Genomic DNA, 12,584 nt, shown 5'->3' on the forward strand with positions numbered 1-12,584 from the left:
TGTGCGCGTCAGACCGCATCGTCGTTGTTGAGAAAATACTGCTGTTCGGCGTCGTCGATAAAACCCTGGGTCGCCGAGCGCACCTTCATGGGATCGCGATCCACGAAGCCTTTCAACAACACCTGCATGCCGTCGGTAATCAGCTTCATCGTGCCCGGTTTCGTCATGGTTCCATGACGCACCTGGCGCGTGTGATCAGCGAAACGCAGGATCGTGCCTTTCAAGCGCATGTTCAACACGCCTTCGAGCCAGATCGCGCGAAACTCGACATTGGCCTCGGTCATCAACGCGATGTCCTTGCGCTCGAACGCGCGACGGCATTTGCGATAAGCCGCGCCCATGCCGGCAAGCTGTTCATCCGTGAGCACGGCGGCCGCCGCAGCGGCTGCGCCCGGCTCGAGCATGCGGCGCACTTCGAAGATCTCGCGCACATCTTCGCCCGTCAGCACCGGCGTGACGAACCCGCGCGTGGTGCCAACCAGGTATCCCTCGTTCACGAGGCGCAGCAGCGCCTGGCGAACCGGCATGCGTGTGCACTCGAATTCCTCGGCGATCTCGTAGTCGAGCACGCGGTCATCGGGGCCGATCTGACCGCGCTGAAGGCGCCCTAATACTTCCTGATACACCGACTCCATCAATGTGGCCGGACGCAGCGCAGTCCGTCGCGGCTGCTTGATAACCGTCGGGTCGGCGGTTGCCATGGTTCTCTCCATTGTGTTGTTTCGCGTTTTCGTCACGACTCGTATGCCGCCGCGATGACGGCAGTGTCACGCTGTCAATAATTGTACCGGCTGGACTCCGGCCAGCCTCTCAAAGCTCGCCGCGCATGATACTCATGCCGCTTCCTCCAGCGCGGCGGGCGGCCATGGCGTTCCCGCATGATCGCTCGGCACCGCGTCGATCAGCGCGCGCGTGTACGGATGGCGCGGCGCAGCGAACACGTCCTCGGTCAACCCCTGCTCCACCACTTCGCCACGACGCATCACGAGCACGCGGCTGCACAAGTAGCGCACCACGGACAAATCGTGCGAGATGAGCAGCAGTGCAATCTGCCGCTCGCGGCGCAACTCCAGCAGCAGATTCAGGATCTGCGCCTGGACGGAAACATCGAGCCCTGACACGATTTCATCGGCGACAATCAATTGCGGCGATGCACATAGCGCCCGGCCAATATTCACGCGCTGCTTCTGACCGCCCGACAACTGCGAGGGAAAGCGCGTGAGGGTATCGGCGGGAAGACCCACGTCGCGTTGCACCGACTGGGCGCGGGCCAGCCGCTGCTTTGCATCGAGCGGCGCCACGCCGGCCGCTTCCAGCGCCTGCGTCAGGAGCCGCTCGACTGAACGGCGTGGATTCAGCGCCGACTGCGGATCCTGGAAAATAATCTGAACCTGCTCGCGCGCGCGCCGCACGCGCTCCGCGCTGCCACGCGTCAAGTCTTCGCCGCCGATCATCACCCGACCACCGGTCGGCTGTTCAATACCCATCAACAGCCGCGCCACCGATGTCTTGCCACTGCCGCTTTCCCCCACGATCCCCACGAACTCCCCGGGGAAAATCTGCAGCGACAGCGGCTTGACAGCATGGAACGAAGTCTTGCGCTGCCCGAACACACCGCTGCGGCTCATGTACGTCAACGCTGCCTCGCGCAATTCCGCCACCGGTTGCGCGCCCATGACAGGGGCGGGCGGCAACAGCGGTGCCTGCGAATTGTCTATCAGCGGCGCGTGCTCGCAGGTCTCGCTGCACGCGACCCGATGGCCGTCGGGCGCCACGCGCGTCTGCAGCACAGCAGCGCACGCAGCGCCAGCGCTGGGGCAACGCGGCGCGAAACGGCACCCGGCAATACCGGCCAGCGCGGACAAGCCCGGCATTTGCTGAGCGAGTACCGGCAGGCGGCGCCGGGGACCGGTCAGGTCCGGCGTCGCGTATTTCAACGCACGCGTGTACGGGTGGCGCGGTTCATCGAGGACATCGCGGGCCTGGCCGTATTCGACCAGATCGCCTGCGTACATCACGGCGACGTCATCGCAGACATGAGCCGCCAGCCGCAGATCGTGGGTAATCAGCAGCACTGCGGTCGAATGCACGCGCTGCTGTTCGGCGAGCATGCGCATCACGCGGGTTTGCGTGATGACATCGAGCGCGGTCGTGGGTTCGTCGGCAATCAGCAGCGCCGGGTTGCTAGCGAAGGCCATCGCGATCAGCACGCGCTGGCATTGGCCGCCCGACAACTGATGCGGATAGCGCTTGAGCATGTCAGCGGGAACCGGCAGTTGCACCGACTCAAGGGCCTTGCGCGCAGTTTCCCAACGTTCGTTCGACGGAACGCCGATACGCGCAAGATGTTCATTGAAGGTATTCGCGATAGTCCACAGCGGGTTCAACGCGGTCAGCGGTTCCTGCGGGATGAAGGCGATTTTCCGGCCGAGCAGTGCGCGGCGTTTGACCTTCGACATGGTCAGCATGTCCTGTCCGTCAAAGTGCATGCTGCCGCTCGTCACCGTGAATCCGCCTGGCAAAAGGCCCGAGATCAGCCGCGCCAGCATGCTTTTTCCCGCACCCGATTCACCGACCACGCCCAACACGCGACCCCGTCCTATCGATAACGTCAACTCCCGCAGCGCCGCGACCGGCAAACCGCCCAGCTTCGCGGTTAGCGTCACGCTATCCAGTTGCAGCACCGTCTCAGTGATAGGTGTCGCCATCATCATTCTCCCTTGCTGCGCATGCGGGGATCGAGCGCGACACGCAGGCCGTCGCCAAGAAGGTTACAGCCAAGCACCGTGATCACGATGGCAAGCACTGGGAACAAGAGCCCGGACAACGACTCATGCATGGACACGCGTGCGTCCGCGATCATCACGCCCCACGCGGTCACATTGGCCGGCACGCTCAAGCCGATGAAACTCAGCAGCGCCTCCACGGTGATCGCAACGCCCATTTCGAGCGAGAACAGCGTGATCATCAACGGCAGTGCGGCAGGCAATATTTCTCGCAGCATGATCCGCAGGTGCGTGAAGTTGAGCAGTTGCGCAGCGAGCACATAGTCACGCTGACGCACGACCATCACCTCGGAGCGGACGACGCGGCAAAAGCGCGTCCAGTCCACCAGCACGATCGACAAGATCACGTTTTCTATCCCCACGCCGAGACTCACCATCAGCACCAGCGACAGCACGACCGGCGGAAACGACATCCACAGGTCCACCAGATAACTGATGCTGCGATCGACCCAGCCACCGAAATAGCCGGCGAGAATCGCCAGCACGCTGCCGACAATGCCCGCGCCAAACGCGGCAATCACCGCGACCGTCAGCGCGATACGGCTGCCGTACAACAAGCGCGATAACACGTCGCGGCCGAGGCTATCCGTGCCGAGTGGAAACGCGGCGTCGCCGCCGGCCATCCATGCGGGCGGCGACAGCATGTGGAGCAGATCCTGATCGAGCGGGTTATGCGGCGCGAGCCACGGCGCGAACACGGCGCAGAACAACACGCCCAACACGATCGCGCCGCCGAGCCACAGGTTGACGGCAGGCTTGCGGCGCGCGCGAGCCGATTTGCCGATGACTGCCGCAACCGGCGCGGCGGCTTCCGGCGATGGGTCGACTGAAGTGGATTCGTGCAGCATGTCAGCCTTCATATCGTGCTTCGAACTGTGCTTGGAACTCAGCGGGGTCGTGGACATTTCGGTGCTCATGCTGTTTTGCGCAGGCGCGGATTCATGATCACGTACAGCGTGTCGACAATCGCGTTGATTACCAGCATCAACGCGCAGAACACGATCGCGATGCCCTGGATCAACAGCAGGTCGTTGTTGCGCACCGCCTGCACCATCAGGTTGCCCACGCCCGGAAACGAGAAGATCATCTCGACGAGCAACGCGCCGCCGAACAGGAAACCGAACTGCACGCCGATCATGGTCAACGCGGGTAACGCTGCGTTTTTCAACATGTGACGCCACAAGATCCGGCTCTCCGATACCCCGCGCAACCGCGCCACGCCCACATAAGATTCGTTGCGCTGATCGAGCAGACTCGAGCGCAGCACGCGAATCACTAGTGGGGCGAAGCCGAAAGCCAGCGCCAGCGACGGCAACACGAGATGACTAGCCGCGCTCAGCCAGTCGCTGAATTCGCCCTTCACCAAAAAGTCGATCAGCAGGAAGCCGGTGAGATGCGGCATCGGAATGCCGTCGCCTACGCGACCGGAAAACGGCAGTACGGGCAAATACACGCCAAGCAGCGCGATCAACAGCAACGCCCACAGGAACGACGGCACGGACTGCATCAACACCACAGCGAAGCCGACCGGCAACTCGCCGCGGCGATCGGTGACGGCGTAAGCAAACACGCCGCCCGGCACGCTGATGATCAGCGAGATGACGAGTGCCGTGAGACAGAGTTCGAGCGTTGCCGGCAACGTCGAGCCGATCAGCGTGGCGACCGGTTGCTGGAACGAAATCGATGCCCCCAGGTTGCCGTGCAGCGCATTCACGAGCCAGATCAGGAACTGGGCAGGGATCGGTTTATCGAGGCCGAGTTGGTGGCGCAATAGAGCGGCATCCGCTGGCGTGGCGTTCGGCGGCAACATCATCGCGAGCGGATCGGCGGGGATGAGCCGCAGCACGACGAACACGATCAGCGAGAGCATCAGCAGCGTGGGGATCGCGGCCATGAGCCGGCGCGAAAGAACGGTCGAGATCAGCCGCAGCATCATAGCGCTCCAGTGGGGCTCGACTCGCCAGGCGCAGGGTCAAGCAACACCTTGCCGGGGTTGAGCAGGTTTAAAGGATCGAGGGCGCACTTGATCGCGCGCATTGCGCCGATCGCGCCGGCGTCGCGCGTGTAGCCGAGATACGCGCGCTTCTTGCCGCCAACCCCATGTTCCGCGGACACCGCGCCATGCCATTCGCGCGTGAGTTCGTAGACTGCGGCATCGACGTGTTCGTGGAGATCGGGCGGCGCGTTCTTCAGATGCGCGATGACGTGCAGGTTGCCGTCGCCGAGATGGCCGTACACCAGCGTGCGCATATCGGGCCAGCGCGCATGCAGCATGGCCTCGCATTGCTGTGCAACCTGACCGATATCGGCAATCGCAAAGCTGATGTCGAAGGCGATAAGACCCGGGAGAAGAATCGGGAATTCAGCGGGCGCGTCGCGAACGGCCCAGAAACGGGTGGCATCGGCGGCGGAACTGGCAAGCGATGCGTTCTCGATCACGCCGGCATCGAGCATCTCGCCAAGCATGGCTTCGAAGTCTTCGGCTTGTCGCTCGGCATCGGAACCCATGCTTTCGAGCAGCACATAGAACGCATGCGTGGTGTCGAGCGGCGCGCGAACGGTCTTCACGTTCGCCAACACGTAGTCGTAGTAGCTGGGCCACATCACTTCGAATGCCGAGACCCCGCCCGACATCCGCGCGCGGGCATGCTGCAGCAAACGCGTGACGGCCGCGAAGTCAGGCAGTCCGCACCAAGCCGTCGATACCCCCAACGCCTTCGGCGCCAGCCGCATGACGGCCCGCGTGATGACCGCGAGCGTGCCTTCGCTGCCGATCAGCAGGTTCTTCAGGTCATAGCCGCTGTTGTTCTTGATCATCTTGTGGAGATCGGTGATCACGGTGCCGTCGGCGAGAACGGCTTCCAGACCCAGCACCTGGTCGCGTGCCATGCCGTATTTGATGACGCGATTTCCGCCCGCGTTCGTCGCGAGGTTGCCGCCGATCGTGCAGCTGCCACGCGCGCCGAGATCGAGGGGAAACATCATGCCGGCGGCATCGGCGGCTTCCTGCACGCGTTGCAGCACCACCCCTGCCTGCACGGTGATCGTGCCCGAGACGGTATCGACTTCTTCAATCGCGCTCATCCGTTCCAGGCTCAGCGCCACTTCACCGCCGAACAGGTTGGCGCCGCCCGCGAGGCCGGTCAACCCGCCCTGCGTGACGACTGCCTGCCGGTTGGCGTGGCAAAAGGCAAGCGCGCGCGATACCTCTTGCGTCGAACGCGGCCGGATCAACGCAACAGGTTCAGCTCCCGGCGTTCCGCTCCAGTCCTGTACCCGCCGGGTGCCAAGATCGGCGCGGGGCGTTACGACGTCGGCGCCCAGTTCGGCCACCAATCGTTCGACGAAGCTGCTTGAAGATGACGTCATGGTCGGCTCAGTCTTTAAGCGCTGTGACGGCTTGTTCGAAGCCCGCACGCACCACTTCGATATCGCTTGCGGCCACGACGAAATCGAAGCCGAGCGCGCGGGCGGCCAGCGCGGCCTGCGTCGAGCCGGTGTAGATGCCGCATGGAAGGTTGTTCGCGCGGGCGGCTTTCAAAATTCGCGCGCAGTCCTCTTCGATCACGTCGGGCGCGACATCGCCTCGCGACAACGACAGGTCGCCGGTGCCGATAAACAGGTAGCCCAGCCCTTCTACGGAAGCGATTGCTTCGACTTGCTCCACGCCCGCAACCGTCTCGATCATCACGCCAATCGAGATCCGCTCGCCGTCGTTTTTCATCGCTGCCATGCCGGCAATCAGCGGCCTGACACCGCCTGCGGAGCGCTGTCCAAAGGGCGGATATCGGCCGAAGGAAACGGCGCAGCGAGCTTCATCGGCGGATTCGATTAACGGAACCAGCGCAGACGCCGCGCCCGCATCCAGCGCTTCCGAAATCGCCTGAGCCGAGTTCTCGCCCACGCGCACGATCACCGGAACCTGATGCCGCACCTGGCCGATCACCGCTTCGAGCGCGGTGCGTTCCCACAACCCATGCTGCCGGTCAATCACGATCAAATCCGGCGCGGCCGTCATGCCGATCTCCACGAGCGGCGTGCTGCCCATTGCAAACCACACGCAGGACAAAGCGCGTTTTTCCGCGAAGGCTGTTTGCATCGACTGGGGCACCGGGCGGACATCGGAAATTGTTTGCATCGAATTAGCGGCGAGGACTTCTTCAGAAACGGGGTTGGAACGCGCGGGTCGAAACTCGATAATCAACTGACCTTAAACCGCGTTTACGACATTCTGAATTCAGATTATTGGGTTAAAAATTGGGCGTCAAGCGTTTTCAACCTCCGTCCTCCATGTTTAGCACGATCCGGCCGCGCGTGACCTGACCGGCTTCAAACTGGCGGTGAGCATCGGCGGCGGCAGCGAGTGGGAGCGTGGCCAATACGTTCGGTATGAGCACGCCTTGGGCGGCGAGTTGCGCGACTGCGTGGAGCGCTTCGGGCGCGTCAGAAATCAGCGCGCGGGTGATACTGACGCCGTATTTTTTAGCCTGGTTTTCAAACGGCGCCGCGCTCAGGTAGACGAGTTGACCACCCGTTTTCAGTACCTGATATGACCTCGCATGCGTCTCGCCGCCGATGAGATCGAACACAGCATCCATATCACGCAGCGAGCCGAAGTCATCGCGATCGTAGGCCACTGCCCGATGCGCGCCGAGCCCCAGCACATAGTCGATATTCTCCGCGCGGCAGGTCGTTGTCACGTTAAGCCCGAGATGGCGCGCGAGCTGGATCATCTGGCCGCCGACCGCACCCGAGCCACCATGAATCAGCACGCTCATGCCTTCTGTAAGTATCGCGGTCCGACACATCGGGATCCATGCGCTGACGCCGGGCTGAAGCAATGCAGCGGCTTGTGACGTCGAGAGGTTGGGCGGCGTTCTCACCACGCGTGCTGACGCACAAACGATCGCTTCGGCGTAGGTCCCGCCGCACGTCGGGTCGGCCGCAACGCACACCTCATCGCCTATGGAAAACCCTGCTACATCCTCTCCTATTTGATCGATGACGCCTACACCGTCACGTCCCGGAATCTTCGGAAATGTCAGTGAGAAATGCGCTTGCAACGCACCGGAGCGCAGCTTTGCATCAATCGGCGATATCCCCGCGGCCTTCAGGCGAACACGGACTTCGCCCGGTCCCGCGACAGGGTCGTCGAGCGTGACAAGTTCGAGGACATCGGGCGAGCCGTATTGCGAATAGCGGATCGCTTTCATGCCGATGGAGCGTCGCTGTCACGACCCGATTCAAGCAACGCCCGGATCAGGAACATCTCGGTTTCGTGCGTCGAACAGATTTGCGCCCATGCGTCGTCGGATTGCGTGGCGAGCCGCCACGTGAAAAGCGTGATGACCGCCGTGCCTGGCGGATGCCCCAAAACCGGTCCATCGAATACGCGAGCGGCGTTGCGGAATCGCAGGCCGTGTTCATTGCCACCGACTTCGTAATTGATTGTCAAAGCAACCGGATCCGCATGAATCCGGACCCAGGTTTCAACGCCCGTGAACACCGATTCACCAACAAACGTCTGCGGCCCAACCGTTCTGCGCTTCCAGCTTCCTAGCGCCCACTTGCCTTGACGCTCCCCGTCGGCCATCAGCACAAATGCTCGTTGAGCGTCAGCCTGAACGCGAATGCTGCTGCTATGACAATGTGAATCGATCACCTTGGGTTTCCAGTCAGGGTTTCAAAAAGGGCGTGAACACAAGCATCACACTCAAAGCTTTTTACAACATTCTGAATTCAGATTATTATCGGAAACATTGTTCGTCAAGCGACGTTTCCAAATCGTTTCAGCCTGTCCAACCGGAAGCAAAACCCATGGATGTCTGCCTCTTTCTGATCGCGACCGAGCGCGCCGCCACGACCAACGTGACTCAAACGATTGATGCCCACGGAATTCACGATCTTGCCGCGACCTTCCCCGGCATCAAGCGCGCCGTGGTTCACGTGCCCGTGGAAGGCGGCGCGAACGACCCGTACCTTCACGCCGAGAAACCGCCGCGTTGCACACTGCAGTTTTATTTCGAGAGCGTTGATGCGCTCGAAAACGTCTTGCGCGAAGGCGGCAGCGCGCATGCGCTGTTGAATCTGACAGGGTTGAAAAAATGCGACCTGACACAACAGGTCATGGCCGTGCGGCGGTACCCGGTGCAGGACCCTGACACGCAACCAGCCGCTGATACGCGTTGCACCTACCTGGTCAGCTATGAAGGTCCTGCTGACGATTTGAACGCGTGGCTAGGTCATTACATTGATAGCCATCCGCCGATCATGGCGCGCTTTCCCGGCATTCGGGAGATCGAGATCTACACGCGGATGGATTATCGCGGCGCGCTACCGGTGACACGCTCGAACGCGATGCAACGTAACAAGGTCGTCTTCGATTCGCCCGACGTGTTGAACGCCGCGCTGGCCTCGCCGGTGCGCCACGAGATGCGCGCCGACTTCAAGAACTTCCCGCCATTCAGCGGCGCGAACCTGCATTTCCCGATGATCAGCGTCGCGCGTGACTTCAGGTGACTTCGCGTGACGTCACGCACGGCTGACCGGCGCGTGAGCGTGCCCCACGCGTTCAGCAAGCGGCCGACGCTCTCGCCACCCGCGCCAGCCGATGAAAATCGCGATCGAAATAGATCAGGCTATCGCCGTCGTGGCGCACCACCATGTCGGCGATTTCCACGAACATCACGGAGTGCGACCCGACTATCTTGCGCTCGACAATCCGCCCTTCGAGGCTCGCGAGCGCATCGGTCAGAACGGGCGTGCCAAGGAGTCCTGCGGTCCAGGTCTGCTGCTCGAAGCGGGCGTTCATCGGCAGCCTGGTCATTCCGGCGAAATGCCGCGCAAGCTCCTGCTGATTGCCGGGCAGTACATTGATGCAGACTTGCCCATTCCCTGCGAACACCGCGTGCGCGGCGCTCGACTGGTTCACGCAGACGAGCATGGTAGGCGGGCTATCCGTTACCGAACAGACCGCGCTTGCCGTAATGCCGCAGCGGCCATGCGGGCCATCGGTCGTAATGATATTCACCGCCGCCGACAGATGCGCCATGGCTTCGCGGAACAGCGTGCGGTTATCGACTTCGTTCATGCTCTCTCCCAGCTTACGGATACGGCGTGATCGTGGGCGCGATGCCCGCGAAAATGGCGCCGGCGCCGTCATAGGTCGCTTCGCCCAAAAAGGCGTGCTGCGTGACGACCATGGAGTCGCGAACGAGCTGCTGCATGCGGTGGTTCCGGTAGATTGCCGCGACACCGGCCAACCTGTAAGCCTGCTGGACAACATCCGCGCATATATGGGCGGCGTGCGTGGCGCTCAGGCGCAACAGGCTCGTTTGCTCGAGCGTAACCGGGTTGCCCGCCATGATCGAGTTCCACGCATCTTCGGACGCTTCATAGAAGAACGCGCGGGCGCTGCGCCATTGCGCTTCGGCGCGGCCCAGCTCGATTCGGAAGTAGGCGCGATCCGCCAGACGCGGCGCGCCGGTCGTGGTTTTCGCGCCGCCCGAAATCTCCGCGGCCAGGTCGAGCGCCGCGCGTGCCAGTCCAACGTTGACGGCGGCATGGACTTCCGCCTGATACGACACGGCGGGATATTTGTACAAGGGTTCATCGATTATCGCGCTGCCGCCGCGCACGAACGTCCACGGATCGGCGACGAACTTGTCCTTCAGGCGCAGGTCATGGCTGCCCGTGCCCTGCATGCCGACCACGTTCCAGTTATCGACGATCTCGACTTCTTCCGCACGAAACACCGCCGTCAAAGGCTTGCCCGCGTTCGGACTATCGCCTCCAGCGGGCGCCCCGCCGATGCCCACGCCGATCCAGTCCGCGCCCTTGCAGCCGCTCGCGAAGTGCCATTGCCCGCTCACGGTCCAGCCTCCCGCGCCGGCGACGGCCGGTTGCACCGGGTAAAGACCGCCGGCGAATACCTGATCCGGACCGTCTGCATAGATTTCACGCTGGATCTCAACAGGCAACGCCGCGAGATAGACATTGGCCGAGCCGAACGCGGCCACCCATGCCGTAGATCCATCCGCCACCGCGATGCGTTCCAGCATGCGAAGGAAGTCAGCGGGCGCGAGCGCGTCGCCGCCAAAACATTTAGGCGTGCTGGCGCGGAAAATCCGCGCGCGTTTCATGGTCGCGATCATGTCGCGGGGGACATGCGAGAGTCGATCGAATTCATCGCGGCGTGCGGCGATTTCCGCGATGACATCGTCCAGCGCGAGCGGATTGGCGATTGCGCTCGACGCGCGGGTGAGAGTCGCCAGCTTGGGATCGTCTACGAGATTCATCAGGGGCTCCGGCGTGTATTTGTATCGGTGAAATGGCTTGCCCTCAAGATAGAATCGACCCACCCATGCGTCAAATTCGCACCATTAATGGATGCCATGAACCAGACGAATAGCGCTCTCACCGACCTCAACCTGCTGCGAGTATTCCTCGCGATCTGGGACTTGCGCAGCCTCACCGCGGCAGGCGAGCGGCTTGGCTTGACGCAACCTGCCGTGAGTCATTCGCTGCGGCGCCTGCGCACGTTGTTCGACGATCCCCTGTTCGTGCGGACACCGCAAACCATGGTGCCGACCGAGGCTGCGGTCCGTCTTCATGGTCCGCTGGATGAAGCGTTCGGCATCATCAGCCTTGCAATGCAGGCACACGGTCACTTCGATCCCGCAACTGCATCGCGCGTGTTCAAGATATCGATGTCGGATATGTCGGAGTTCTACTTCTTGCCGCCGTTACTCGCCGCGCTGGAAAGCACCGCGCCGAAGGTTCGCTTCGAGATCGTGCAGCTCGCATCCGAGTCCGCGGGCGCGGCCATGCGTGCGGGCGAGATCGATCTCGCGCTCGGCTACGTGCCGGGGCTGGAGGAAGGGTGTATAGGCGACACGCTGTTTTCGGACGAGCACGTGTGCCTGGTTCGCGCGGGACATCCGCTGAAGGGGAAAAAGGCGTCGAAGCAGAATTTGGCTAGTTTGCGATACGTCTATGCAAGCACGAACGCCACGGGGCACCGGATGATTGAGCAATGGCTCTCCGAACTCGGCATGGAGCGCGAGATCGTGCTGCGGCTGCCGCATTTCATCGTCGCGCCGGAGATAGTCCGGACGACCGATCTCGCGGTGATCTTTCCACGCAGCATTGCCGAGCGCTTCAATCGCGGCCACGCGTTCCGGTTGCTGACGTTACCGTTCGATTTGCCTCCCATCGAGGTGAAAATCCACACGCATGTGCGCTTCTCAAGCGATGCCGGCATTCAGTGGCTGCGCGATGTCCTCATGGATATGTTCGCCGTGCAGCCATGAGGCGTCACTGCACATTAACCACCTCGTCCACCGCGATCACCGCGATCACCAATCGTCGTCCCGCACGGACGAGGCATGGCGGGACAACGCACCCTATCGAGAGCCTCCTGGAACCGGAACCCCGGTTCTTGTTAATGAGGCTGTTGCATAAGATTGTTAGTCGTATTTCAGGCTTTGGCATTGCCGGGCACGACGCTGGGCGGACTTGCGATCACGAGGGACGCGGCCGGTCAGACGACTCAGGTGAATGAGGCGGAGGCGCGATCGTTTATCGCATGAAGCTGCGCGGCGCCGGAACTGGCAGCGCCTTCGGAACGCGCGCCTATACTTGATTAACACTTGCGGCCGGTCCACGGTGCCCTCCTTCGTCCGTGCTGCTGCAACAGGCTCGCCAGAGACAGGATACGGTCATGTTCTCCTTGCCGCTCAAGACACCCAAAGCCAACAGCCCTCCCTTCGCGGCGCCCTCGTTTTTCTCACGCAGCCC

Annotated in this window: 12 protein-coding genes; 2 read left to right on the plus strand and 10 right to left on the minus strand. The window is 62.3% G+C overall.

Going from position 1 to position 12,584, the window contains the following annotated elements:
- Positions 1-8: 8 nt before the first annotated feature.
- The 8 genes from SBC1_RS36705 to SBC1_RS36740 all read right to left on the minus strand — a co-directional run bounded on the left by SBC1_RS36705 (position 9) and on the right by SBC1_RS36740 (position 8,448).
- Positions 9-701 carry a GntR family transcriptional regulator gene (locus SBC1_RS36705; protein ID WP_165107313.1) on the minus strand — a complete coding sequence of 231 codons (693 nt, stop codon included), beginning with the start codon at positions 699-701 and terminating at the stop codon, positions 9-11.
- Between the two features lie 132 nt (positions 702-833).
- The gene (locus tag SBC1_RS36710; protein WP_243830326.1) at positions 834-2,708 is read right to left on the minus strand and encodes an ABC transporter ATP-binding protein; all 1,875 of its coding nucleotides are present in this window, start codon (positions 2,706-2,708) and stop codon (positions 834-836) included.
- 2 nt (positions 2,709-2,710) lie between these two features.
- Complete coding sequence (locus SBC1_RS36715; protein WP_241202525.1) at positions 2,711-3,691, minus strand: ABC transporter permease; 981 nt, start codon at positions 3,689-3,691, stop codon at positions 2,711-2,713.
- Between the two features lie 8 nt (positions 3,692-3,699).
- The gene (locus SBC1_RS36720) at positions 3,700-4,722 is read right to left on the minus strand and encodes an ABC transporter permease (protein ID WP_241202526.1); all 1,023 of its coding nucleotides are present in this window, start codon (positions 4,720-4,722) and stop codon (positions 3,700-3,702) included.
- Positions 4,719-6,155, minus strand: a complete 1,437-nt coding sequence (locus SBC1_RS36725; RefSeq protein ID WP_165107317.1) for an FAD-binding oxidoreductase — start codon at positions 6,153-6,155, stop codon at positions 4,719-4,721. Before SBC1_RS36725 ends, SBC1_RS36720 begins: the two co-directional genes overlap by 4 nt.
- A gap of 7 nt (positions 6,156-6,162) precedes the next feature.
- Positions 6,163-6,885, minus strand: coding sequence for an HpcH/HpaI aldolase/citrate lyase family protein (locus tag SBC1_RS36730; RefSeq protein ID WP_165107320.1), 723 nt, complete (start codon positions 6,883-6,885; stop codon positions 6,163-6,165).
- A gap of 175 nt (positions 6,886-7,060) precedes the next feature.
- On the minus strand, positions 7,061-7,999 hold the full coding sequence (locus SBC1_RS36735) for an NADP-dependent oxidoreductase (protein WP_165107324.1): 939 nt from the start codon (positions 7,997-7,999) through the stop codon (positions 7,061-7,063).
- Positions 7,996-8,448, minus strand: coding sequence for a hypothetical protein (locus SBC1_RS36740; protein WP_165107327.1), 453 nt, complete (start codon positions 8,446-8,448; stop codon positions 7,996-7,998). Before SBC1_RS36740 ends, SBC1_RS36735 begins: the two co-directional genes overlap by 4 nt.
- A gap of 155 nt (positions 8,449-8,603) precedes the next feature.
- On the opposite strand from SBC1_RS36740, the gene SBC1_RS40315 reads away from it, so the two are divergent.
- The gene (locus SBC1_RS40315; RefSeq protein WP_241202527.1) at positions 8,604-9,305 is read left to right on the plus strand and encodes an EthD family reductase; all 702 of its coding nucleotides are present in this window, start codon (positions 8,604-8,606) and stop codon (positions 9,303-9,305) included.
- 52 nt (positions 9,306-9,357) lie between these two features.
- Here SBC1_RS40315 and hpaC read toward each other — a convergent pair whose 3' ends face one another.
- Positions 9,358-9,876: a 4-hydroxyphenylacetate 3-monooxygenase, reductase component gene (hpaC, locus tag SBC1_RS36750; RefSeq protein ID WP_165107331.1), complete on the minus strand. Its 519-nt coding sequence runs from the start codon at positions 9,874-9,876 to the stop codon at positions 9,358-9,360.
- A gap of 13 nt (positions 9,877-9,889) precedes the next feature.
- The gene (locus tag SBC1_RS36755; protein ID WP_165107334.1) at positions 9,890-11,083 is read right to left on the minus strand and encodes an acyl-CoA dehydrogenase family protein; all 1,194 of its coding nucleotides are present in this window, start codon (positions 11,081-11,083) and stop codon (positions 9,890-9,892) included.
- Between the two features lie 96 nt (positions 11,084-11,179).
- On the opposite strand from SBC1_RS36755, the gene SBC1_RS36760 reads away from it, so the two are divergent.
- Complete coding sequence (locus SBC1_RS36760) at positions 11,180-12,097, plus strand: LysR family transcriptional regulator (protein ID WP_165107337.1); 918 nt, start codon at positions 11,180-11,182, stop codon at positions 12,095-12,097.
- Positions 12,098-12,584: the final 487 nt, after the last annotated feature.

Source organism: Caballeronia sp. SBC1, from assembly GCF_011493005.1.
Classification (GTDB): domain Bacteria; phylum Pseudomonadota; class Gammaproteobacteria; order Burkholderiales; family Burkholderiaceae; genus Caballeronia.

Bases quoted from the DNA above. Each gene is read 5' to 3' on its own strand.
- SBC1_RS36755 (WP_165107334.1), bottom strand. From the start codon at position 11,083: ATGAATCTCGTAGACGATCCCAAGCTGGCGACTCTCACCCGCGCGTCG.
- SBC1_RS36735 (WP_165107324.1), bottom strand. From the start codon at position 7,999: ATGAAAGCGATCCGCTATTCGCAATACGGCTCGCCCGATGTCCTCGAA.
- SBC1_RS36760 (WP_165107337.1), top strand. From the start codon at position 11,180: ATGAACCAGACGAATAGCGCTCTCACCGACCTCAACCTGCTGCGAGTA.
- SBC1_RS36720 (WP_241202526.1), bottom strand. From the start codon at position 4,722: ATGATGCTGCGGCTGATCTCGACCGTTCTTTCGCGCCGGCTCATGGCC.
- SBC1_RS40315 (WP_241202527.1), top strand. From the start codon at position 8,604: ATGGATGTCTGCCTCTTTCTGATCGCGACCGAGCGCGCCGCCACGACC.
- SBC1_RS36705 (WP_165107313.1), bottom strand. From the start codon at position 701: ATGGCAACCGCCGACCCGACGGTTATCAAGCAGCCGCGACGGACTGCG.
- SBC1_RS36730 (WP_165107320.1), bottom strand. From the start codon at position 6,885: ATGCAAACAGCCTTCGCGGAAAAACGCGCTTTGTCCTGCGTGTGGTTT.
- hpaC (WP_165107331.1), bottom strand. From the start codon at position 9,876: ATGAACGAAGTCGATAACCGCACGCTGTTCCGCGAAGCCATGGCGCAT.
- SBC1_RS36725 (WP_165107317.1), bottom strand. From the start codon at position 6,155: ATGACGTCATCTTCAAGCAGCTTCGTCGAACGATTGGTGGCCGAACTG.
- SBC1_RS36715 (WP_241202525.1), bottom strand. From the start codon at position 3,691: ATGTCCACGACCCCGCTGAGTTCCAAGCACAGTTCGAAGCACGATATG.
- SBC1_RS36710 (WP_243830326.1), bottom strand. From the start codon at position 2,708: ATGGCGACACCTATCACTGAGACGGTGCTGCAACTGGATAGCGTGACG.